Raw genomic sequence first — 22,063 nt, 5'->3', positions numbered from 1 at the left:
TCTCATGCCGGCGTCCGGGCCTGGATTTCGCGCGCGAGGCCGACAAAGGCCTTGAGCGCGGCGGAGGGACTGCGCCGGCGGGGATAATAGAGGCAAAGCGGCGTTCGCGGCGGCGTCCAGTCGGTCAGCACCTCGATCAGTCGGCCAGCTTCCACGTCGGCCCGCACATCGGCCTCTATGAAGAAGGCAAGGCCGATGCCGCTCATGACGGTGGCCCGGGCGAGACTCGCCTCATCCAGCGTCATCGGCCCGCGCACGTCGATCTCGGCAACCCGTCCATTCTTCTCGAACCGCCATTTGAAGGGCTCGCCGTCAGGCAGCCGGATCTTGACGCATCGATGATGGAGAAGGTCGGGCGGCACCAGCGGAACCGGGTGATCCTTGAAATAGTCGGGAGAGCCGACGACGGCGAAGCGCTGCGGGCGGCCCAGCGGGACGGCGATCATGTCGCTTGGCACCAATTCCGCGACCCTGACGCCCAGGTCGAAACCTTCCGCCACCACGTCGACAAGCCGCCCTTCCGTGACGAGGTCTATATGAACCTTGGGGTGACGGCGGAGGAATTCGAGCACGAGTGGGGCAAGTATCTCGCGTGCGGCGCTGGCCGAGCTGTTGATGCGCAGCGTCCCTGAAGGTGACGCCTGATGGGACCGCACGGTCTCCAGGGCGCCGTGCATGTCGTACAAGGCGGGACCGACCTGTTCGATGAAGGTGCGTCCGGCGTCGGTAAGGGAAACGCTCCGCGTGGTCCGGGTGAACAGGCGCACGCCCAGCCCCGCTTCCAGCTTGGCCACGGCATTGCTCAGCGCGGTGGTCGAAATGCCAAGCTCGCGCGCGGCGCCCCGGAAGGAGGTGCGGCGGGCGATGGCGATGACCGCGTCCAGCTCGTGAAGGGAGGTTTTATACATGATGCCGGCCATCGCACCGCCACGCGTCGCATCCTTGCCCGCGACCTCCGGCTGGTCGTCCGGGCCGGGACAGGCGTGGTTTCGTCAGGGTCAGGACGGCAGTGACTCCTTGAGCGGCCTGTCCGCATCCGCGAGCAGATCGGGCGCGACTTCCAGCGCGGCGCTCACGATCATGCGCCCCTGCACATAATCCCTGGCTGCGTTCACGCAGTCGAGCGCGATCACCCGGCCGGCCTTCAGATAGACGACGGAAAAGCTGCGCGTCGAAGGATCGCCGCGCAGCACCGCCTGGTCGTGCCCGGTCGAAAGTCCCGCGGTCTGCAGCCTCAAATCATATTGGTTCGACCAGAACCAGGGGATCGCATGATAGGGGATTTCGTCGCCGCAAATGCCCCTGGCGACGACATTCGCCTGATCATTAGCGTTCTGGACGGATTCGAGGCGGATGACCGCCCCTTCCGCAAAATCGTTCGCATGCGCCGCGCAATCGCCTATCGCATAGATGTCGGGGAGGCTCGTCCTGCAATGCCGGTCGACCAGGACGCCGTTCCCGCCCTGCGCGCCTGCCGCGATCAACGGCTCCACCGCCGGGATGATGCCGATGCCGACGACCACCAGATCGGCGGGGATGACTTCGCCGTCCGTGAGCCGCACGCCGGTCACATGATCCTCACCCTCGATCGCCTGAACAGTAACGCCGAGCCGCAGGTCCACGCCATGGCCGCGATGCTCCTGCTCGTAGAAGCGCGAGAGCTCTTCGCCCGCCACGCGCGCCAGCACGCGATCCAGCGCCTCCAGCAACACCACCTTCTTCCCCGCCTTGGTCAGCACCGCCGCGGCCTCAAGCCCGATATATCCGCCGCCGATCACCACGATCTGCCTCGCGGTCTCCGACGCCGCCTTCAGGGCGTCGGCATCGGCCCTGGTGCGCACGCCCTGCGCGCCCGGCAGGTCGCCGCCGGGTACTGGCAGCATGCGCGGCGATCCGCCGGTCGCCCAGACAAGCTTGCCATAGCCGATCGTCGCGCCGCTGCCGGTGCGGACCTCATGCGCGAGAGGATCGATGCCGACGACGCGCTGGCCCAGAAGCAGGGAGACCGACCGTTCCTCCCAATATCTGGCGGGGCGGAGCTGAATGCGCTCGAACGTCTTCTCGCCCGCGAAATATTCCTTCGACAGCGGCGGCCGTTCATAGGGCAGCTCGGTTTCGTCACCGACGATCGCGATGCTGCCCTCGAACTTCTGCGTCCGCAGCATCGCCGCGACCTGCGCGCTGCCGACGGGCAAGAATGTCGAGGGCAAGCCCATCCTCTATGCCAGCATGGAGATGGAACCGCTCTGGCAGGCCGCCGAGGAGGCCGGATTGCCGATCAACTACCATGTCGGTGAAAATGCCAGCGCCGCATTGGAGGAGCCGGGCGGCATAGGAACGGTGGTCCTGTCGACCTTCATGCCGTTCCGGCGCAATATGGGCGAGTTGATGTTCGGCGGGATCTTCGACCGTCATCCCCCGCTCCGGATCGTGTTCGCGGAGGCGAATATCAACTGGATACCCGGCATGCTGCAGGATGCCGAAATGGCCTGCGACGGATGGGGCAAGCTGCTTCAGCCCAAGCTGGAGCGGCGTCCGACCGAATATTGGCAGCGGCATTGCTATGCCACCATCATGTCCGACAAGGTCGGCCTGGGACTGATCGACTATATCGGGGCCGACCGGGTCATGTGGTCGAACGACTATCCTCATAATGAGGGCACGCACGGCTATACGGCGGAAATCATCGAGCAGATATTGGGCGCCGTCCCCGCAGATCAGGCAAAGGCGATATTGGGCGGCACCGCGATGCAATTATACGATCTGGCATAGCCGGCGGAGCATTGAACGGTTCAAACCGTAAGGTCCACGCGCTCACCCGAACGCGAAAACGGCATCTATGAAGATTCTTCGTGATTGGCGGGCCAAGTCTCATTGGCGACGCCCGGCCGCCGTCGCCAAAAAGGGGCCTGCACGGCGAAGGAGATCATCATGGCCACCACAGTCAACGAAACGCTCAGGTCCCGCTATGCTGCCCTGCAGGCGGAGCGCGAGAGGAGCTGGCCCCCGGCGCAGCTTGAGGGCAATGCGCGGCAACGCAATCAGTTGGTGGAGCGTTTCGACCCCGCCGCCGTGGCCCAGCCGGGCACGGTGCTGCCGCCCTTGTCCTTCGAAGAAGTGGATGGCGAGACGCTGAGCCTGGACGCCCTCACCGCGGGCGGCGCGGCGCTGTTCGTCTTCTTTCGCTATGCGGGCTGTCCGGCCTGCAACATCGCCTTGCCCTATTATGCCGAATCCCTGTTTCCGGCGCTGAGGCAGAGGGGTATTCCGCTCGTGGCGTTGAGCCCGCAGCCGCCCCTGCTCCTGCGCGAAATCAAGGCGCGGCACGATCTGCCCTTCCAGGTCGCGACCGATGCCGACAATGCGCTGGCGCGGCTGCTGCATATCAGCTTCCAGCCCGATCACCGCCCGTCGCCGCCGCCGTCCGGCTGGATCGGTGAAGTCACGGGCACGGGCAGTTGGGAATTGCCCCAGCCAGCCTTCCTCCTGCTCGGTGCCGGACGCGTCCTGCGCTGGTTGCAGGTCAGCCCCGATTGGCTGGACCGGCCGGAGGCGGACACGGTCCTCCATCATGTCGACCAATATCGCGACTGACCTATAGTGTGTGTGGGTTCAGCCCATGGCGGGCTGCAAATCGCGGCTTTCTGCGCCTCCGGTGCTTGAAGTACGCAGCGTCGAAACGAGGCAAGTGGCTCGTTTTGAGGTTCTCGAAATCTACCATTTTAGCTGCGCTGGTCTTCGGATCGCCTCGCCCTGCACTGAATCCCCACACATTCTAGGCGGCGTGGACAAATTCAAGACTCGTCGGACTGAGTGATTTGAGTAGAAGGCGGACCGTCCGCTCCTTGAAGCAAAACGTGCTCCTGCGAAGGCAGGAGCCCAGTCCCGCCCTCAGTGTGTCCTCTAACCGTCTAAACTGGGCTCCTGCCTTCGCAGGAGCACGTATCGCTGAATGGCGGCTGGCCATTTCCCGACATTCCGAATTTGTCCACGCAGCCTAGAGCTGAACTCGGTATGACCCGCTAGTCCGCTGTCCGAGCGGATCGCGGGTTTCGGCTTGCCCGGCCTTCCCTAAGCGCCTTCCGCATGGCGTTCGGCATAGCGCCGCGCCGCGATCTCCGCGCCTTCGCGCAGCAGTGGGCCGAGTTGCCAGAAGTCATGCAAATGCCCGGTGCTGCCCGGTTCCGGCTCGCGCCCCCAGCCATGATCGTGCCGCAGGCGGCCCAATTGTCCGGACGCCAGGATCGCCTCCGGCGACAGGGTTTCGCTCTGCCTCTGGTCCGGCCCGACATAGATGGCGTCGGTTTCGCAATAAAGTTCGCACAGGAAGCAGGTCTGGCACTGGTCGAGCCGCGCTATGCGGGGCGGGCCGTCCGCCCCGGCGTCCAGCACATGGGTGGGGCAGGCCGAAACGCACGCGTTGCAGCCCGTGCACCGGTCTTCGAAAATATGGGCGATCATGCGGCGGCCTCCTGCAAGGCGGGGGTTTCGAAGCGGGTCCAGACCTTATCCGTTCCGCCGGTCAGCAGGCGACTGGCGAAGGCCGCTTCGGTGGCGGGACGGTCCACGCGCATATGCATGCCCCGGCTCTCATCGCGGGCGCGTGCCGCGGCCGTCATCCAGCGCGCGGCGGCGACCATGGCGACATGCTCGCGCAGCGCGACCCTCTCCAAACCCGCGCCATGGCCATGATCGGCCAGCGCCCGCCAGGCCGCGTCCAGTTCGTCGCGTGCCTGCTCCAGCTTCGCGGCGCTGCGCCAGAGGGCGGCGTCATAGCCGATGGCGGCATACTGCACCACCGGCAGGATCGCCGCCAGATCGACTGGGCGCGGGCTGGACGCCGGGCGCAGGCCCGCTTGACCCACGGCCCGCGCCGATGCGGCGAGACGCCTGCCGTCGCGTTTTGCGCGCCTGGCCGCCGCCGCGCCCGCAATCCGGCCCGACGTCAGCGCCCAGGCGGCATTTTGCGCGCCGCCGCCGCTCGTCGCGCCCGCCACCAGTTCGCGGGTCGCGCTGTCGCCCGCGGCATAAAGGCCGGCAAGGCTGGTCCGGCAATCCTCGTCCACGATCCGGAGCCCGCCAGTCCCGCGCACAGTGCCTTCCCCGAACAGCTTGATCTCGAACCGGTCGCGGAAAATATCCAGCCCGCGCCGATCGAAGGGCGTAGGGGAGGCGGGCTGGATGCGCCGCAATATCGGCTTCAACCCCTCCGGCGCGTCGCTGAGGTCGGCCGTCACCGGCCCCGCCATCATCGCCGTCGCCAGGGCCTTGAAATGGGCGGCTTCTCCGCTCATCGGCGGCGGAATATCCAGCTCCCGGCCTTCGCGGTCGAAGAAGCGGGCCGCGAAATAGGGCAGGGTGCGCGTGGAATTCCAGGCGGGGGAGAGCGAATAGAAAACGGAAAATTCCATGCCGGACAGGGAGGCCCCTGCCTCCGTCGCCATGAGCAGCCCGTCGCCCGTATTGCCATGGCTGCCGATCAGGCCCGACCGGAAAGCGCATCCGCCCGTCGCCATCACCACCGCGCCTGCCCGAACGCGCCAGGATTCCCCGGTCAGGCGCGCATGCCCGGCCGCGCCCGCAACCGCGCCGTCGTCGTGCACCAGCAGTTCCAGCGCCGGATGATGGTCGAGAATCCGGACCCCTGCATCGGTCGCATGATGGCGCAAGGCCCGCATATATTCCGGGCCGCGCACGCCCGCATAAAAGGTGCCGCCCCTGCCGTCGCCGCCGAACGGATAATAGCGGGCAAGGGTGGGCAGGGCGGCCCAGCTTTCCTCGATGATGCGCGCCATCCATCGCCGCTCGGCCAGGCCGAAGCTGCGCGCATGACGCTCTTCCACGGCGGCCTCGCGCTTGCCGGGTTCCGGGGCGACCCACCAATGGTTGGGACCGCCGGTCGCGGTGACGCCGCTGGTGCCGACGAACCCCTTGTCCACCAGCAGCACGTCGGCGCCCGCCTGCGCGGCGGCGATGGCCGCCCAGCAGGCCGCCATGCCGCCGCCGACGATCAGCACGTCGGCCTGAAGATCGATCCGCCGATCCGTCATTCGGCGGCGATTGCGGCAGGCTCTTGCGACGCCCGCGCATGGCGGTTTTCCGGAACCGGCAGGCCCAGATGGCCGCGCAATGTCCGGTGCGCATAATCGCTGCGGAACAGCCCGCGCGCCTGCAGGATCGGCACCACCCGCTCGCGGAACAGGGCGAAGTCCTTCGGCCGGGTCACGCGCAGCAGGAAGCCGTCGGCGGCCCGCCCGGTGAACCAGCGCTCGATCTCATTGGCGATGGTTTCGGGCGATCCCACAAAGTCCGACCGCCACTGGCCGAAGCGATAAGCCGCCTGACGCAGCGTCAGCTTCTGCTCTTGCGCCTCCCGGATGATGCGCTCGGCATGACCCTTATAGCTGTTCAGCGTCACGCCGCTGAGGTCGGGGAAGGGCGCGTCCAGATCATAGCCGGAAAAATCATGATAGTTGAACGCCCGGCCGATCTGCACCAGCAGCTTGTCGACGTCCAGCGCCTGCTGCGCCGCGGCGGCGATGGCCTGCGCCTCCTCATCGGTCTCCGCGATGATCGGCACCAGCCCCGGCAGGATCTTGATGAGGTCCGGATTGCGCCCCTGCGCCGCGGCCTGCGTCTTGAGGTCGGCATAATAAGCGCGGCTCGTTTCGAAATTCTCGCCGCTGGTGAAGGTGCCTTCCGCAATGGCCGCGCCCAGATTGCGGCCTTCATGGCTGTCCCCGGCCTGGAAGATCACCGGCTGTCCCTGCGGCGACCGGCTGAGCGCGAGCGGCCCCGCGACGGAGAAATGCGCGCCCTTATGGTCCAGACGGTGCTGCTTGCTCTTGTCGAGGAAGACGCCCGCCGCACGGTCTCGCGGGAAGGCGTCATCCTCATAGCTGTCCCACAGGCCCTGCACGACATCGACGAATTCGCGGGCGCGGGCATAGCGGACCTTGTGATCGAAATGCTCCTCCCGCCCATAGTTGCGGGCGGCGCCCTCCAGCCCCGTGGTGACGACATTCCACCCCGCCCGGCCCCGGCTGATCTGGTCGAGCGACCCGAATTGCCGCGCCACATTATAGGGCTCCCAATAGGAGGTGGTGAGCGTGCCCACCAGGCCGATACGCGATGTCGACGCCGCCACCGCCGAGAGCAAAGTCAGCGGCTCCAGCCTGTTCAGGAAATGCGGCGCTGTGTCGGGCGTGATATAGGGCGAATCCACGATGAAGACGAGGTCGAACTTCGCCGCCTCCGCTGCCCGGGCATTGTCGATATACCAGTCTATATCGATGCTGGCATCGCCCGGCAGGTCGGGATCGAGCCAACTGACATGGTCGGCCCCGACCCCTTCCAATATCGCGCCAAGATGCAATTGCCGTTCTGCCGTTTCCGCCATGTCCAAATCCTCCGAATATGGGGGAAGTCTAGACCAGGCGGCGGGGCAGTGACCAACGAGGCCTTCTCATAGGCTGTTTGAAGCTTCTGAACAGAAGGGTTTATTTCGCCTTGACGGCGGTCGCCTCTATTTCCACCAGAAAGCCCGGATTGGCGAGCGCGGCGACCTGCACCGTCGACCGGGCGACCTTGTTGGGCTGCGCGGCCGTGCCGAAGAACTGGGCATAGCCTTCCGAAAAGCCCTTGAAATCCTGCTTGCCGCCGAGCGTCGGATCACCGACCAGGAAGACGGTCAGCTTGACCACATCCTTCAGGCCATAGCCTTGCGCCGCCAGCAGCGCCTCGATCTTCCGGAAGATGCCGATGGTCTGCGTCCGCGTGTCGCCATAGGCGGCGGGCGTCGCCGGATCGGCCGCCTTGTCCGCGACGGGCGGCACCTGTCCGCTGAGATAGAGCGTCTCCGCCCCGGCCGGCACGGTGACGCCGGTCAATATGGGCGAAGGGCCGTCTGCGCCGTGACGGACCACCGCCGATGCGGCATGGGCGCTGCCCGCGCCGCCGACCAGCAGACCCAGGGCGGCGAGGGGACGTAGGAAAGGCTGCGGCATGATATTCTCCTTCTTTCAGGCGTGACGGGGCGTGATGCTTGCGCCGGACGGCGCCACTATATCGGCTGCGCGCCGGGCGGAAAGCACGGCGCCCTCCTGCCAATGGCCCGAATATTGGGACAAATGGCTGCCCGCGAACAGGAAAGGCCCTTCCGGCTGGTTGAGCAGGCGGAAATCGTCCAGGCTGTTGCCGTCACCGCTCCAATCCAGCCATGGCCCCAGATTATGCGGTATCTTGCGCCAGTTGACGACGACCGGCGATTGCAGGTCCGCGCCATGACCAGGATGGATGCGCTCCACGGCGGCGCGCGCCAGCGCGACCTGTTCCGGGATCGGCCGCTGGGCAAAGCTCTTCGCCGCCCCCAGCGCCATATAGGCGGCGAGCAACACCGCCTGCGGCTGCTGGAAACGGTCGGACGGATACCAGATGACGGAGGTTTCGCCGCCGACAAAGGACAGCCCGCCATAGATTTGCTGCTCCTCCCAGAAGGGACGGCTCTGGAAGGCGACCTTGACCGTGTCCTGATACTGCGCTGCGGCTATCGCCCGGCGCACGGGCGCGCTGAAATCGCCCTTGATCCCCGCCAGCACCGGCAAGGGCAGGGTGATGATCGCCCGGTCCGCCCGGACGATCTGCGCGCCACCCTTCGCATCGCGCCAGACGATGCTGACGCCTGCGCCGGACCGCCGGATCTCCTGCACCTCCGCCCCGGTGACGACAGGCTTGCGCAGCGATGCCGCCAGGGCGCGGGGGATGTGGTCCATGCCGCCGACGGGCGCCAGCATGGTCGCCTGCATCACTATCTCTTCCTCGAACAGCAGGCCCGCCAGATTGGGATTGGCGAGCAACTGGTCGAGCGTGCGGGGCGCCACTGCCTGCTGGGCCTGGTCGAAGGCGCCCGGCGGCCGCGCCAGCCCCGACCGGGCGCTGCCGCCATAATGGCCGTCCGCCGCCAGATCGCCATAGCTGGCGAGGAAGCTTTCCAACGCCTTGCGCGTCGGCGTGTCGAGCGTCTGGTCGAACGAGCCTGAGCGCAGCGCTTTTTCCAGCAGGGCGGACAGATGCCCGCGCAGATCGTTCGCCGCCTGCCGCAGCCGCAGCGGTCCGTTGGCATCCGCGATGAAGGCGCTGCGGCTGCTGTTCACCAGCACCTCCAGTGGCACATGCAGTTCCCGGCAAAGGCCGAGAATAGCGTCATGATGGCTGGGAATCCGCGCCGCGCCCGCATTCAGATACAGGTCGTCGCCAAAGCCGACCCGCTGCGTCGTCCCCTCTGTGTCGGTGAAGCTGTCGCCGCCGCGCAGCGTCCACACCCGCCCGCCGACGCGGCTGCGCGCCTCCAGCACTGTGACGTCGACGCCGCGTTGCTCCAGTTCCCTCGCGGCGACCAGCCCGGCTATGCCCGCGCCCAGGACGACGACGCTTCCCACCCCGTCCGTCCGGGTCGCACCAACGACCGGAGCGGGAAGCGCCGCCGCGAGCGTGGCGCTGCCCAGCGACCGGAGCAGGGCGCGCCGGTCGAGCGGCGCCACGCCTTTAAAGCTCCGCCGAGACACGGAGATACCAGAAGCCGCCCAGCACGCCGAGCGGCGAGGCGTCGGGATAGATGAAGCCGCTCGCCGGAGCGCCGGTGGAAGGGTACACCAGCCGGGTCTCGCGGTCGGGATAATTGTCGAAGATATTTTCCCCGCCCACGGCGATGCGGAATTTGTCCGCGACCTTCACGCCGACCTCCAGATCGAAGGAAATTTCCGCGCCGAAAGTCTTGTCTCCGCCATTGGAAGCAAGCTGGTTATTGGTGAACTTGCCGAAATAATTGGCGCGGGCGACGACATCGACCGGCCCGACCTCCGCCGTCTGCGTGAAGACGCCGCGCCAGCGGGGGAGCAGCGTCTCGATGTCGCGCTTGCGCTCGTCGTCGATCAGTTGCAGGGACCGTCCGCCCGGCAAGGTGATGGTCCGGCGATAGCTGAGCTTCGTGCGGTTGTAATTGACCGCCAGCGACGATCCCAACTTGCCCCAGCCCGTATTTGCCCAGTAATTCGCCACAAAGTCCACGCCCTGGGTCCGGGTGCCGAAACCATTGGTGAAATATTGGACCGCGCCCAGCGAATTGGGATCGACCACGCCCAGCGCTGCCAGTTGCACCCGGTCCGCATCCGTCACCGAAACCCGGCTGGTCAGTCCGATGCGGTTCGTCACCTTGATGTTATAATAGTCCGCCGTGACGGTGAAGGACGGCGTGGGCGTCAGGACCAGACCGCCGCTGAAATTGACCGACTCCTCGGGCTTCAATGAGGTCGCGCCATAATATCGGGCGGCGGCGTCCTCGGGCGACAATGTGGCGATCTGCACCGGTACGGGATTGGTGCCGATGAAGGAGGTTTGCAGGTTGCGCAGGTAAAGCTGCCCCGGCGTCGGTGCGCGGAAGCCTGTGCTGGCCGCGCCCCGGAACGCGATGGCGTCGTTCAGCGCATAGCGGGCCGTCGCCTTCACATTGGTCGTGCCGCCAAAGTCGTCATAATGTTCGTAACGCACCGCCCCGCCCAGGGTGAAGCGCGGCGTTACGTCGACTTCGAGGTCCAGATAGGCCGCCTGGCTGGCGCGGGATCGATCGACGATCGAGGTCGGGCCATAGCCCGGAAAGCCGTTGGACCCGACCGGATGGGTGACGAGGAAGGTCGAACCGTCGGCGCGCCGCACCGTCTGGGACGCATAGATGCCCTGCGTATAGGAAGCCGCGTCGCCCGCGCCGATCAGGAAGCTTTCCCGTCGATATTCGACGCCGCCCGCAATGTTGAGCGGACTGGCGAGGCCGATCTCCAGCGGATAGCGGAGGTCCAGATTGGCGTTCAGTTCCCGCTGCTCCAGCGATCCGTCATAGAAGTCGGTCGGTGAGTCCGGGCCCAGTGACGGGTTGAACGTGTCGCTGATATAATATTTGATCCGGTTCTGGCCGTAACCGATGCTGGCGTCATAATGCAGCCCGCCAATCTCGCCCTTATAGCCGCCGACGGCGGAAATGTCCGTATTGGTGCTGCGGAACCGCGGGGTGAAGCCATTGGGGAAGATAGTGGCGTCATTCCAGGTCCGCCCATCGGCATTCCATGTGCCATCGGTATTGCGGTCGAGATAATAAAGCGAAATCGACTTGCCGAAGGTGAAGGGACTGCCGTTCGGCCCCGTCGTCGTCGCAGCGACGGGACGCCGGTAGTTGAAGTCGATGACCTGATCCGAATAACCGTAATTGCCGAAGAAATAGAGCGCGTCGTCGCCCAGCGGCAATTCGGCGTTGACGAAGAAACGATAGGCTTCGGTGTCGGGGCTGCCGAATTTGGTGACAGGCTGTTTGACGTCATAGCCCAGCGTTTCCAGCACCACCGCGTCTGGACGTTGCACGGCGCGATTGCTGTCATGCGCGTTGATATATTCTCCGGTCAGGTTGATGAAGCCGCCTTCATTGCCCAGCTTCAATCCCCAATTCCCCGACAACTGGATGTCGCGTCCGTCGCCCTCATAATATTCGCCATAGCGAGCGTTGAGGCTCAGCCCTTGCGCATTGCTCTTGAGCGCGAAATTGATGACGCCGGCAATGGCATCCGACCCATATTGGGCGGCGGCGCCGTCGCGCAGCACCTCGACCCGCTGCACGGCCGCGCCGGGGATCTGGGACAGATCGGCGCTTTGCGACCCGGCGGCAAGCGACCCGCCGCTCACCTGCACCAGCGCGGAACGGTGGACGCGCTTGCCGTTGATCAGCACCAGCGTCTCGTCTGGCGGCAGGCCGCGCAACGTCGGCGGCCGGACGAAGGCCGATCCGTCGAACAGCGCATTGCGCTGAAGGTTGAAGGAGGGAACCAGATTCTTGATCGCGGCCTTGATGTCACTGGTCGCCTGCGATGCCAGATCGTCGGCGCCGAAGACGTCCACCGGCACGGCGGATTCGCTGACCGTGCGATCCGTCCGGCGCGTGCCCGTGACGATGATCGCGTCGCGGTCGCTTCCGGTCGCCGCCGCATTTTCGACTGGCGGAAGCTGCGCCTGCGCGCCTTGGGCAAGCGTCACCGCCGCCAGAGCCACGCCGGCCCTGGCCCAGATTTTCACCGATTGCATGAAGTCCCCCGCTTATGATTGTCGTATGGTCCGCCGGGGCGGGATAGGGTCTCATCCCGCCCCGATGGTTATTTATCTACTAAATCGGTAGATTTCTGAGGCAATCAAGTTTTCGTCATAGATGGGCCGGTGCGGAACATATCCCACCGGCCTTGCGCTGCAATCATGCCGCGCTCTTCTCCGCCGCCTTGCTGCTGTGGCGATTGTCCGGCTGGGCCAGGCCCAGATGCTCGCGGAAGGTGGCGCCTTCATATTCGGTGCGGAACAGGCCGCGCGCCTGAAGGATCGGGATCACCTTGTCGACGAACAGGTCGAGTTGGCCTGGCAGCGGCTCGAACACGACGAAACCGTCGGCCGCTCCGCTTTCGAACCATTGCTGCAAACGATCCGCCACCGTTTCCGGCGATCCGACGAACACGCCCCGCGGCGTCGCCAGCCGCTCTGCCACTTGCCGCAAGGTCAGATTTTCGGACCGCACCAGCGCCAATATGCGCAGCGTCGCGCTCTGTTGGCTGTTGAGCCCGATATGCTCGACATCCGGGAAAGGCGCATCCAGATCATATTGCCGGAAATCATGGTCGCTGAAGGTCCGCGACAGGAAACCAAGACCCGTGTCGATCGATTCCAGCGAAGCCAGCTCGCGATAGCGGGCCTCCGCATCCTCGTCCGTCTCCCCGATGAGGGGCGAGATGCCCGGCAGGATGAACAATTGGTGCGGATCGCGGCCGAAACCCTTGGCCCGCGCTTTCACGTCGGCATAATAGGCCTGGCCCGCCTCCTCATCCTCGGCATGGGTGAAGATGACCTCCGCCCGCTTCGCTGCGAAGTTGCGCCCGTCGTCCGATGCGCCCGCCTGGAAGATGACCGGCTGGCCCTGCGGCGTCCGCTTGATGTTGAGCGGCCCGCGCACCTGGAAGAATTCGCCCTTATGATCCAGCCGGTGGAGCCGGTCGGGATCGACGAACTGGCCGCTTTCCTTGTCCGCGACATGGGCGCCGTCCTCCCAGCTATCCCAAAGGCCCTGGACCACGTCCAGATATTCCCCGGCGATGCGGTAGCGCACGGCATGGGGCGGATGTTCGGTCTTGCTGAAATTGGCCGCCGTGTCGCCCAGCCAGGACGTCACGATATTCCATCCCGCCCGGCCGCCGCTCAGATGGTCGAGCGAGGCGAACTGGCGCGCGACGTTGAACGGCTCGGAATAGCTGACCGTCAGCGTCGCCACCAATCCGATGCGCGACGTCGTCGCCGCCAGCGCGGAGAGGATGGTGATCGGCTCGAACCGATTGAGATAATGCGGGCTGGACTTTTCCGTGATCGACAGGCTGTCCGCGACGAAGAGGAAGTCGAACTTGCCGCGCTCGGCGGTGGCGGCCTGCTTCTGATAATAGGCCAGGCTGGTGCTGGCGTTGACGTCGCGGTCTGGGTGGCGCCAGTCGTTCCAGGTGCGGCCGACGCCGTGCAGGATAAAGCCTAGCTTGATATGACGCTGGTGGGGCATGATCGCTGTCTCGCTCAAAAATAAGTGGCGGTGAGAAACCTAAATGCCGGGATGCGCGCCGACCAACGCGTAATGAACGGCGACTTATGCGTTCTGCAAAACTGTTGACCGGATTTTCCGAATGGATGAGGCGCGCCAATAATATTGGCAGATTCAAAGCCTGCCCGCCCAATCGTCATAACAGCGCCGCCCATTCGTCCCTTAGCAATGGTCAGGCACGGAATTGTCCGGCGACTTGAAAGGTGATGATATGTCCTCCGCAGCAGCAGATATTCTGGACCGCGCCGACGGGATCATCGGCATCCGCCCCCTTCAGCCGACCATCGGCGCCGAAATCGACGGCGTCGACCTCAGCAAGCCGCTTTCCCCGGACCAGCGCGACGCCATCCGCGCCGCGCTGTTGCGCTACAAGGTGATATTCTTCCGCGACCAGCCGCTCACCAACGACCAGCATGCGGCCTTCGCCGGCGCTTTCGGCCCGCTCTATACCCATCCCAGCACCACCGCCGATCCCAAGATCGCGCCCATCCACAAGATCGCCGCGGTCGATGCGGCCAAATATGAAAAGCGCATCCATCGCGACGTGAAGCCGGGCGACGGCTATCACAGCGACACGAGCTGGCGGCTGGTGCCGACCTGGGGCGCGGTGTTGCGCGCCGTCACCCTGCCGGAAGTGGGCGGGGACACCATCTGGGTCGACGCCCATCTCGCCTATGAAGGCCTGCCGGACGATGTGAAGGCCCGGCTGGAGGGACTGCATGTCACCCATGACTTCCGGGAGGCGCTGACCGGCTCCGGGCATGACTATCCCATCGTCGCCCATCCCATCGTGCGCATCCATCGCGAAACCGGACAGAAGATTCTTTGGGTCAACTATACCCAGCGGCCCCAGATATTGGGCGTGGAGCTGGCCGAGAGCCGCGAATTGCTGGAGGAGATCATCCGCCAATATAAGCGGCCCGAATATCAGGTGCGCTTCTCCTGGCGTCCCAACTCGGTCGCCTTCTGGGACAATCGGGCCGCGGTCCATTATGCCGTGCGCAACTATGGCGATTTCCCGCGCGTCCTGGAGCGCATCCTGATCGCGGACGAACCGCTCTACGCAAACCTCTGATTCCTCGACTGGCCGGTTGCGGTTTCTCGCCGCCGCCGGCCTCGGAGACGCCATGACGCGCAATCCCACCCTCCGCCGCAGGGCTGTCCCCTGGATCGCCCTTGCCGTCCTGATCGGGGCGGTGACCATCGGCCTCCTGTGGTTCCGCCCGCAAGGCGGGAGCGGCCATGACCGGCCGGTCCTGAAGATCGGGGACCAGCGCGGCGGCGCCCAGGCATTGATGCGCGCCGCCGGGGAGCTGGACGGGGTTTCCTACCGGATCGAATGGGCGCAGTTCCCGGCGGCCTCTCCCTTGCTGGAGGCGCTGGGCGCGGGGGCGATCGATGTGGGAGGCGTCGGCGCTCCGCCCTTCGCCTTCGCCTATGCGGGCGGCGCGAAGATCAAGGCGGTGTTCGCCTATCGCCCCCAGGGGCCGGGCGTTGGCCGCGCCTCCGCCATCGTCGTGCCGAAGGATTCGCCGGTCCGGTCCTTGGCGCAGCTCAAGGGGCGCAAGCTCGCCACCGTGCGCGGTTCGGCCGGGCAGGATCTGGCGCTCCGCCTGATCGAGGAAGCGGGCCTCGCGCCGTCCGATGTCCGCTGGACCTATCTCGACAATGGCGGCGCCAAGGCCGCGCTGGAAAGCGGCGCGATCGACGCCTGGTCGACCTGGGGCAGCTATGTCGGCATTGCCGTCATGGAAAATGGCGACCGGGTGCTGGGCGATGCCAGCGGCTTGCCCGCCCAGGCCGGTTTCTTCGCGGCATCGGATTCCGCGATCCACGGCAAGCGGGCGATATTGGCCGATTTCCTGGCGCGGTTGAACCGGGCGCGGGGCTGGGCGGCGGCGCATCCCGACGCCTTCGCCCGGACGCTGGCGCAGGAGACCGGTCTGCCCATCAAGGTCGCCCGCTTCTCTATCGCCGCCTATGTCGGCACGGCGGAACCGATAAACGATGCGCTGGTCCGCGAACAGGCCGAAATCTTCGCCCGCTACCGCCGCGCCGGCATCATCCCCGCGCTGCCCGACATTCGCGGCGCCTATGATCCCTCCTTCAACGCCACGACCCTGGCCCGGCGGGACTGACGCCCTCTTTTTTCCCCATTTCGAAGGAATCCCGATGAAAAGCCTGCTCCTTGCCGGTGCCGCCCTGTCCGGCGCCGCCATCCCGTCCTATGCCTTCGCGCAGACTGGCGACGCGGTCCCGCCCGCCGCCGCCGACGATGCGGAGGCGGCCGGATCAGCGATCGTCGTCACCGGCACGCGCCGGGGCGGGGGACGGACGGTGGCGGACAGCCCCGTGCCGATCGATGTCATCAGCCCCCAGGAATTGCAGGCGACCGGCCGCACCGGCCTTAAGGAAGTGCTGGGCAACATCATCCCCTCGCTCACCATGCCGGCGCTGGGCGGCGGCGGCACATCGGCCAGCGTGCGCCCCATTTCCATTCGGGGTCTGTCGGGCGACTATCTGCTGGTGCTGGTCAACGGCAAGCGGCGGCACACGACCGCGCTCATCAATAATCTTTCGCGCATATCGGGCGGCTCCACGCCGGTCGACATCGACCTGATCCCCACCAACGCCGTGGGCCGGATCGAGGTGCTGCGCGACGGTGCCGCCGCCCAATATGGGTCGGACGCGATTTCCGGCGTCATCAACATCCTGCTGGACGACGCGCCGGAGGGCGGTTCTTTCTCTGCCACCGCCGGGCAGCTTTATGAAAAGGGCGGCGCGCTGGTGCAGCAGGGGTTGAGCTATGGCACGCGCATCGGCGGCGACGGGTTCATCCGCCTTGCCGTGGAGGGGAAATATCACGACCGCGCCGACAGTTCGGCCGAACCCGTGCCCTATGTCTATCCCTTGGTGAACGGCGCGCCCGACCCGCGCGAGGCCAATGCCGATCATCTGATCGCGGGCGGCTATGGCCGCTCCAACCGCGACAAGATCGTCAACGGATCGTTGAATGCAGAACTGCCCGTGGGCGCGGCGCTGACCGCCTACAGCTTCTCCACCCTCAGCTATCGGGACATCGACGACAAGCGAGGCGCCATTGTCCCGGCAAAGACCGGCTATGGGGGGCAGGCCAATGGTCAGGGACAGGCGTCCCTGCCGGGCATCTATCCTTCCGGCTTTCAGGCGCGGCGGCGCATCCGGGAATGGGATTGGCAGTCGGCCGTCGGCCTGCGCGGCGATCTGACGGCGGGATGGTCTTTCGATCTTTCCGCCAGCTATGGCCGCGACCATGTAAAGCTGGGGGCGGTAGGTACGCTCAATCCCTCGCTCGGCCCTGCCAGCCCGACAAGCTTCTTCATGGGCAAGCAGATACAGGATCTTTGGGTCAATAATCTGGAATTCACCCGCAGCTACGACATCGGCACCGCTCAGCCGCTGGACGTGGCGATCGGGTTCGAGCATCGCTGGGAAAAATTCCGCAACCGCGCTGGGGAGCCGGACAGCTATCGCGACGGCGGCTATGTGATCCCCGCCGATGGAACGCCATTCGGCAACGCCTATGGCGGCCGGTCGCCTTCGCCGGGGCTGGTGTCCTTTACCGGAACCTCCCCCGCGGACGAGGCGACGCTCAGCCGCAACAACCTTGCCGCCTATGTCGACCTGTCGGCGGATGTCACGCCGGGCTGGTTCGTGGGCGTCGCCGGGCGCTTCGAACATTATGACGACAGCGCGGGCGACACGGTATCGGGCAAATTCTCGACCCGCTATGAATTCGCGCCCGGCCTGGCCCTGCGCGGGGGCGTCAATACCGGCTTCCGCGCGCCTTCGCTGGCGCAGGGCGGCTTTTCGACCACGCAGAACACGGCGACGATCATCGGCAATGAGCGGGTCAGCACCACCTCGAAATTCCTGCCGGTCGGCAGCGTCGCCGCCCAGGCGCTGGGCGCCAGTCCGCTCAAGCCGGAAAAGTCGCTCAACTACACGGCGGGTCTATCCTTCGAGCGCGGACCGTTCCGCCTGACGGTCGACGCCTATCAGATCAAGGTGGACGACCGCATCGTCAAGACCGAATTCCTGGGCACGGCGTCCAATGGCGGATCGGCCATCCGTGCCATTCTGGTCGCCAACGGCATCAATGACGTCGACAGCGCGCAATTCTTCGCCAACGCCATCGACACCCGCACGCGCGGTGTTGACGTCGTGGCCGAATATACGCTGCGCACTGGCGGGCTCGGCAATTTCCGTCTGAACGCCGCCTATAGCTTCAATCGCACGAAGATCACCCATGTCATCGACACGCCACAGCAACTCGCCTCGCTCAACGTCACCCTGTTCGGGCGGCAGGCGCAGCGCGATCTGGTCGCCGCGACGCCGCGCACGAAGCTGGTGCTGACGAACGACTGGTCGCTGGGGCCGCTGCATGCGTTGGCGCGGTTGACCCGCTTCGGCGGCTATGTGGAATCGAGCAATGTCGCGAGCGGCGATCGCCGCTTCGGCGCGAAATGGATTGCGGATCTGGACGTCGGCTATGACATCAGCGATCGGCTGACATTGTCGGTCGGCGCCAATAACCTGTTCGACACCTATCCGGACCGCCATGGCGTGATCGCCTATGATGGGTCGGGCGCTTATGGCAATTTCGCGCCGTTCGGCCTTAGCGGCGGATTCTATTATGGACGGATGTCGGCGCGCTTTTAGCCGCCGCCCTGGCCTCTGCTTCTTCCTTCCTGATCAGCGAGTCCGGCCCAATCTGACTCGCGATCCACATTTCGGGACTTTGGTTCTTTATGTGATCGGTTTATCGTGCCGATCCATCGTTCCATCGCAAGTGCGTCGCTCCATCTCCTCCATTTATCCATATATCGCATCATATATCCAATATATGGGATATTGACCGTCGCGGAGCGATTTCGTCCCACGGCGGAAGCTTTGAGGGAGGATATAAGGTGTCGCCGCTTTCCAGAAATTTCGCCTTTGCTTCGACGTCGGTCATGGCGCTGCTCCTGCTGGCGCCCGCCGCGGCGGCGCAGGAGGCGGCATCGCAGCCCAAGGACGACACCGCCGACATCGTCGTCACCGGCATCCGCAGCAGCCTTCAGGGCGCGCTCAACGCCAAGCGCAGCGCGCCACAGGTGCTGGACGCGATTTCCGCCGAGGACATCGGCAAGTTCCCGGACAAGAATGTCGGTGAAGCGTTGCAGCGCGTGACCGGCGTGCAGCTCACCCGTTCCGATGGCGAAGGATCGGGCGTCACCATTCGCGGCGCCGACCCGTCGCTCAACCGCGTCGAGATCAACGGCGTGACCGCGCTGTCCACCACGGTCGGCGGCGGCCGCGACGTCGATTTCCGCGACCTGCCTTCCGAATTCGTCAACCGTCTGGAAGTGGTGAAGTCCGCCACCGCCGACATGACCGAAGGTGGCGTCGGCGGCACCGTGCGCGTCATTACGCGCCGCCCGTTCGACAATGGCGGCAAGCCCTATCTGGCGGGGTCCGCCCAGGCCATCTATGCCGACATTGCCGACCATATGGACCCGCGCCTGGCCCTGATCGGCAGCGACACCTTCGCCAACGGCACGCTGGGCATATTGGTGTCGGGCACGTTCGAGAACCGCAATGTCGAAAGCCATCAGGCCCGCACCACCGGCTGGGTCCAGCTCAAGCAGGCCAACGGCCAGGTCTATGATCTCAACAATGACGGCGTGGGCGATTTCTTCCCCGATATTCCGCGCTATGTGATCAACCGCCTCGAAACCCGCCGCTATGCGCTGAACGGCATTCTCGAATGGCGGCCGAGCGACGATTTCAAGGCCTATGTCGAAAGCAACTGGACCAAATCGCGACAGTCGGTGACGTCGCAATATCTGCAAACCGGGACCAGCGGCGGCCTTGTCGATACGGCCAATACGATCATCGGCCCGGACAATACTGTCCAATATCTGGTGATGACCAACAATCCGGCCAAGGCCCAGACCAGCCAGCTTGGCGTGTCCTATCGCAACATATTGGGCGACATCAACCGCACCACTTATAATATCGCGCTGGGTGCGGACTGGACCACGGGCAAGCTGACGCTGACCCCGAAAATCTCCTATTCGAAGGCCAAGGCCTATAATAATGAGATCAACGCGACCGCCGCCGTCACCGGCATGTCCAGCCTGATCGTCGATTATGCCAATGGCCAGAACGCGCCGCAGATCATCCTGCCCAACGATCCCACGACCACGGCCGGGATCAACCAGCTTACCGTGCTGCGCCGCCCGCGCTATGACGACCAGACCGAGAAGATGGGCAAGCTGGACGCGGAATATAAGCCCGATGGCGGCCCGTTCACCTCGTTCAAGGTCGGCGGCCAATATCGCGATCTGGTGGTGAAGAGCCGCTTCTACAATAAATCGACCATACTCAACGGCTTCAGCGATCCGGCGGTGCAGGCGCGGATCAATTCCATCGTCGGCGGCAATGCGGCGCTGGGCACCGCGCCCTTCTTCAACACGGGCGATCTGGGCTTTACCGGCGGTTATACCGGCTGGCTCAACATGACGCAGGGCGTGGCCGATGCGGTCGGCATCCCCGATCCGTTCGATGCGCAGGTGTTCACCGACACCTGGCGCGTGGGCGAACGCAACATCGCCGGCTATGCACAGGCTGCCTTCGCCTTCGATGTCGGCGCGATTCCGGTTAGCGGCGTCCTCGGCGCGCGCGTCGTCAATACCAAGGTGAACACCTCCGGCTATCTGAGCGCGGGCGGGGTCATCAGCCCGGTCTCCTACGACAGCGACAACACCGAATTCCTGCCGTCGATCAACCTGAAGGCGGACCTGATCCCCAACAAGCTGCAAGCCCGTATCACGGCGACCGAAGTGATGGCCCGCCCGCTGCCGCAGCAATTGGCGCCGCGCTTCACGCTGGACGTCGTGGGCCTGTCGGGCTCGCGCGGCAATCCTGGCCTGGCGCCGTTCCGCGCGCGCCAATATGATGCGGGCCTGGAATATTATATCAACAAGACCAGCTTCGCCTCGATCACTTATTTCCGCAAGGAAATTAGCAGCTTTATCCAGAACACGACGGAGCCCTACACGGACGCGAGCGGCGTGACCTACACCATCACCGTGCCGACCAACGGCACGCAGAAGGTGACGATCAACGGCGTCGAGGCGGGGGCGCAACTCGCCTTCGACTTCCTCGACGTGCCGGTGCTCAAGCAGATGGGCGTGATCGTCAACTACACCTATTCGAAGGATAGCGGCTATGAGGGCAAGGATTTCTTCACCAGGGAATCGCTGCCGTTCCAGGGTCTCTCGCGCCATGCCTATAATATTTCGGCCTATTATGAGGATGATGTCATCAGTCTTCGCGGCGCCTATAACTGGCGATCCAAATATCTGATCACGGCGCAGGGACGCGGCAACAATCCTGAATTCGGTGAAGCCTATGGCCAGCTCGACGCGTCGCTCAACGTGACGCTGATGCCGGGCGTGTCGATGTTCCTGGAAGGCGTCAACCTGCTCGACGCCACGCGCAAGGAAAATGCGAACAGCATCTACCGCCGCACGATCATCGAAACCTTCGGGCGCCGCGTCTATGGCGGCATCCGCTTCAAGCTCTGACCGGTCCCTCCCCCAAGGCCCGGTGAAAGCCGGGCCGAAGGACACTGGCTGCGGGACGGGATCGCCCGTCCCGCAGCGCTTCCTCTGCCACATGGGGTGACGCCATGTTCAGCCACCGCCTGCTTCTGACCGCCTTCGCCGCCATCCCCGTGGCGGCATGGGCCGGGCCGTCGCGGCCCCTGCGCGACGATTTCCGCCATGGGCTGAAGCAATGGCGGGTCGAGGCGGCGGGCGACGCCAAGGTGTCGGCGCGCAACGGCATATTGAATATTGAGACGCCCAGTGGGATCACCCTCTGGTTCCTGCCCGAACTCGAAGGACCAGTTGCGATCGACTATGATGTGCGCGCCGTGTCGGCGGGCGGGCCATATGACGCGGTAAGCGACGTCAACGCCTTCTGGATGGCGAGCGACGCGGGCCGGTCGGTGCTGGCCAGGCGGCGAAGCGGTGCGTTCGCGGACTATGACGAGCTTCAGACCTATTATGTCGGCATTGGCGGCAATCGCAACACCACCACCCGGATGCGCCGCTATGTCGGCAAGGTGGGCGACCGTCCGCTGCTGCCCGAACATGACCGGGCCGGCAAGCAGGACATGCTGGTTCCCAATCGCTGGTTCCACATCCGTCTGATCACGGACGGCCATCGCATCGCCGTGGAACGCGACGGCAGGCCCCTGTTCGAGATGATCGATCCCGCCCCCTATAGCAAAGGCCATTTCGGCCTGCGTTCGACGCAGAGCCATATCCAGGTCCGCAATTTTTCCATCAGCAGAAGATAATCCGGGAGAGC

The 22,063-nt window shown here is 65.1% G+C and carries 16 protein-coding genes; 7 read left to right on the top strand and 9 right to left on the bottom strand.

Annotated elements, in window-relative coordinates:
• Positions 1 to 2 precede the first annotated feature (2 nt).
• Together HUK72_RS18390 and HUK72_RS18385 are read right to left on the bottom strand one after the other, a co-directional pair.
• A complete protein-coding gene (locus tag HUK72_RS18390; protein ID WP_176598238.1) occupies positions 3 to 908 on the bottom strand; it encodes a LysR family transcriptional regulator in 906 nt (301 codons plus the stop codon).
• 90 nt (positions 909 to 998) lie between these two features.
• The gene (locus HUK72_RS18385) at positions 999 to 2,165 is read right to left on the bottom strand and encodes an NAD(P)/FAD-dependent oxidoreductase (RefSeq protein WP_255325865.1); all 1,167 of its coding nucleotides are present in this window, start codon (positions 2,163 to 2,165) and stop codon (positions 999 to 1,001) included.
• Here HUK72_RS18385 and HUK72_RS18380 point away from each other — a divergent pair.
• Positions 2,134 to 2,772, top strand: coding sequence for an amidohydrolase family protein (locus HUK72_RS18380; RefSeq protein WP_255325864.1), 639 nt, complete (start codon positions 2,134 to 2,136; stop codon positions 2,770 to 2,772). The genes HUK72_RS18385 and HUK72_RS18380 overlap by 32 nt on opposite strands.
• 159 nt (positions 2,773 to 2,931) lie before the next feature.
• Positions 2,932 to 3,594, top strand: coding sequence for a peroxiredoxin-like family protein (locus HUK72_RS18375; RefSeq protein WP_176598235.1), 663 nt, complete (start codon positions 2,932 to 2,934; stop codon positions 3,592 to 3,594).
• A 477-nt stretch (positions 3,595 to 4,071) separates the two neighbouring features.
• Here the strand turns inward: HUK72_RS18375 and HUK72_RS18370 are convergent, their stop codons facing one another.
• From HUK72_RS18370 to HUK72_RS18340, 7 genes are all read right to left on the bottom strand, one after another.
• On the bottom strand, positions 4,072 to 4,461 hold the full coding sequence (locus HUK72_RS18370; protein WP_176598234.1) for a 4Fe-4S binding protein: 390 nt from the start codon (positions 4,459 to 4,461) through the stop codon (positions 4,072 to 4,074).
• Complete coding sequence (locus HUK72_RS18365) at positions 4,458 to 6,050, bottom strand: FAD-binding protein (protein WP_176598233.1); 1,593 nt, start codon at positions 6,048 to 6,050, stop codon at positions 4,458 to 4,460. Before HUK72_RS18365 ends, HUK72_RS18370 begins: the two co-directional genes overlap by 4 nt.
• Positions 6,047 to 7,399, bottom strand: coding sequence for an LLM class flavin-dependent oxidoreductase (locus tag HUK72_RS18360; protein WP_176598232.1), 1,353 nt, complete (start codon positions 7,397 to 7,399; stop codon positions 6,047 to 6,049). The genes HUK72_RS18365 and HUK72_RS18360 overlap by 4 nt, the downstream gene beginning before the upstream one ends.
• Positions 7,400 to 7,499: 100 nt before the next feature.
• The gene (locus HUK72_RS18355; RefSeq protein ID WP_176598231.1) at positions 7,500 to 8,006 is read right to left on the bottom strand and encodes a RidA family protein; all 507 of its coding nucleotides are present in this window, start codon (positions 8,004 to 8,006) and stop codon (positions 7,500 to 7,502) included.
• A 15-nt stretch (positions 8,007 to 8,021) separates the two neighbouring features.
• Positions 8,022 to 9,539, bottom strand: a complete 1,518-nt coding sequence (locus HUK72_RS18350; protein ID WP_176598230.1) for an FAD-dependent oxidoreductase — start codon at positions 9,537 to 9,539, stop codon at positions 8,022 to 8,024.
• A gap of 4 nt (positions 9,540 to 9,543) precedes the next feature.
• Positions 9,544 to 12,120 carry a TonB-dependent siderophore receptor gene (locus HUK72_RS18345; RefSeq protein ID WP_176598229.1) on the bottom strand — a complete coding sequence of 859 codons (2,577 nt, stop codon included), beginning with the start codon at positions 12,118 to 12,120 and terminating at the stop codon, positions 9,544 to 9,546.
• 163 nt (positions 12,121 to 12,283) lie between these two features.
• Positions 12,284 to 13,621 carry an LLM class flavin-dependent oxidoreductase gene (locus HUK72_RS18340; RefSeq protein WP_176598228.1) on the bottom strand — a complete coding sequence of 446 codons (1,338 nt, stop codon included), beginning with the start codon at positions 13,619 to 13,621 and terminating at the stop codon, positions 12,284 to 12,286.
• Positions 13,622 to 13,871: 250 nt separating this feature from the next.
• On the opposite strand from HUK72_RS18340, the gene HUK72_RS18335 reads away from it, so the two are divergent.
• The 5 genes from HUK72_RS18335 (at position 13,872) to HUK72_RS18315 (ending at position 22,052) form a co-directional block, all read left to right on the top strand.
• A complete protein-coding gene (locus HUK72_RS18335; RefSeq protein WP_176598227.1) occupies positions 13,872 to 14,735 on the top strand; it encodes a TauD/TfdA family dioxygenase in 864 nt (287 codons plus the stop codon).
• A 52-nt stretch (positions 14,736 to 14,787) separates the two neighbouring features.
• Positions 14,788 to 15,798 carry an ABC transporter substrate-binding protein gene (locus HUK72_RS18330; RefSeq protein ID WP_176598226.1) on the top strand — a complete coding sequence of 337 codons (1,011 nt, stop codon included), beginning with the start codon at positions 14,788 to 14,790 and terminating at the stop codon, positions 15,796 to 15,798.
• A 34-nt stretch (positions 15,799 to 15,832) separates the two neighbouring features.
• The gene (locus HUK72_RS18325; protein ID WP_176598225.1) at positions 15,833 to 18,361 is read left to right on the top strand and encodes a TonB-dependent siderophore receptor; all 2,529 of its coding nucleotides are present in this window, start codon (positions 15,833 to 15,835) and stop codon (positions 18,359 to 18,361) included.
• Positions 18,362 to 18,609: 248 nt separating this feature from the next.
• Entirely contained in the window at positions 18,610 to 21,273 is a 2,664-nt protein-coding gene (locus HUK72_RS18320) for a TonB-dependent receptor (RefSeq protein ID WP_369806011.1), read from the top strand.
• A gap of 104 nt (positions 21,274 to 21,377) precedes the next feature.
• A complete protein-coding gene (locus tag HUK72_RS18315) occupies positions 21,378 to 22,052 on the top strand; it encodes a DUF6250 domain-containing protein (RefSeq protein ID WP_176598224.1) in 675 nt (224 codons plus the stop codon).
• Positions 22,053 to 22,063 lie beyond the last annotated feature (11 nt).

It is taken from the genome of Sphingobium sp. 15-1, assembly GCF_013375535.1.
Classification (GTDB): Bacteria; Pseudomonadota; Alphaproteobacteria; order Sphingomonadales; family Sphingomonadaceae; genus Sphingobium; species Sphingobium aromaticivastans.
Note: the sequence above shows the minus strand (reverse complement) of the source record. Positions and strands in the feature narration are given on the sequence as shown.

What these genes read in the sequence shown, in the direction of transcription:
- HUK72_RS18335 (WP_176598227.1), top strand. Translation starts at nt 13,872, where the DNA reads ATGTCCTCCGCAGCAGCAGATATTCTGGACCGCGCCGACGGGATCATC.
- HUK72_RS18390 (WP_176598238.1), bottom strand. Translation starts at nt 908, where the DNA reads ATGTATAAAACCTCCCTTCACGAGCTGGACGCGGTCATCGCCATCGCC.
- HUK72_RS18330 (WP_176598226.1), top strand. Translation starts at nt 14,788, where the DNA reads ATGACGCGCAATCCCACCCTCCGCCGCAGGGCTGTCCCCTGGATCGCC.
- HUK72_RS18355 (WP_176598231.1), bottom strand. Translation starts at nt 8,006, where the DNA reads ATGCCGCAGCCTTTCCTACGTCCCCTCGCCGCCCTGGGTCTGCTGGTC.
- HUK72_RS18325 (WP_176598225.1), top strand. Translation starts at nt 15,833, where the DNA reads ATGAAAAGCCTGCTCCTTGCCGGTGCCGCCCTGTCCGGCGCCGCCATC.
- HUK72_RS18345 (WP_176598229.1), bottom strand. Translation starts at nt 12,120, where the DNA reads ATGCAATCGGTGAAAATCTGGGCCAGGGCCGGCGTGGCTCTGGCGGCG.
- HUK72_RS18375 (WP_176598235.1), top strand. Translation starts at nt 2,932, where the DNA reads ATGGCCACCACAGTCAACGAAACGCTCAGGTCCCGCTATGCTGCCCTG.
- HUK72_RS18370 (WP_176598234.1), bottom strand. Translation starts at nt 4,461, where the DNA reads ATGATCGCCCATATTTTCGAAGACCGGTGCACGGGCTGCAACGCGTGC.
- HUK72_RS18360 (WP_176598232.1), bottom strand. Translation starts at nt 7,399, where the DNA reads ATGGCGGAAACGGCAGAACGGCAATTGCATCTTGGCGCGATATTGGAA.
- HUK72_RS18365 (WP_176598233.1), bottom strand. Translation starts at nt 6,050, where the DNA reads ATGACGGATCGGCGGATCGATCTTCAGGCCGACGTGCTGATCGTCGGC.
- HUK72_RS18340 (WP_176598228.1), bottom strand. Translation starts at nt 13,621, where the DNA reads ATGCCCCACCAGCGTCATATCAAGCTAGGCTTTATCCTGCACGGCGTC.
- HUK72_RS18385 (WP_255325865.1), bottom strand. Translation starts at nt 2,165, where the DNA reads ATGCTGCGGACGCAGAAGTTCGAGGGCAGCATCGCGATCGTCGGTGAC.
- HUK72_RS18380 (WP_255325864.1), top strand. Translation starts at nt 2,134, where the DNA reads ATGCTGCCCTCGAACTTCTGCGTCCGCAGCATCGCCGCGACCTGCGCG.
- HUK72_RS18315 (WP_176598224.1), top strand. Translation starts at nt 21,378, where the DNA reads ATGTTCAGCCACCGCCTGCTTCTGACCGCCTTCGCCGCCATCCCCGTG.